Source organism: Chitinophaga agrisoli (genome assembly GCF_008386695.1).
In the GTDB taxonomy this organism is placed as follows: domain Bacteria; phylum Bacteroidota; class Bacteroidia; order Chitinophagales; family Chitinophagaceae; genus Chitinophaga; species Chitinophaga agrisoli.
In genome coordinates this window covers 1-398 of record NZ_VUOC01000116.1, presented here as the reverse complement: position 1 = coordinate 398, position 398 = coordinate 1, and the positions used below count along the sequence as shown (strand labels likewise).

The 398-nt window shown below is 49.5% G+C and carries 1 protein-coding gene; it reads left to right on the top strand.

The features are described from left to right. A partial coding sequence (locus F0L74_RS34720; RefSeq protein WP_188316291.1) for a JHBP domain-containing protein occupies positions 1 to 398 on the top strand: 398 nt, incomplete at both ends.

Genomic DNA, 398 nt, shown 5'->3' with positions numbered 1-398 from the left:
CGTCAATGACGTCACTTTCAACCTTTTGAGACCAACTACATTCAGCATCGACCTTGCCCTCCCCAAACTCAGCGCCTCTGCTGTCGCCGTCAACGGTCAGGCCACCATCTTTGGCAGGGAATTGGCTGTAGCCAGTAGTGGAAGCCTTGTCGTCGAAGATATTCGTCTGGTCTCCACTGTCAGCTTACGATTGCTACCTAGCATCAACGTTAGGGAGCTCAGTGCCGTTCTTACTGTTGGCAATGTTGAGTCCGCTCTCAAAGTTGTTCTCTTCGGCAACGACGTATCCGAAAAGCTGAATGACGCTTTGAACAACAGACTTCCCGAACTCCTCGAAACTTACAACGAGCAGATCAGGGAGATCGTTGAGCGTATTATCCTCTTCATCATCAACAATA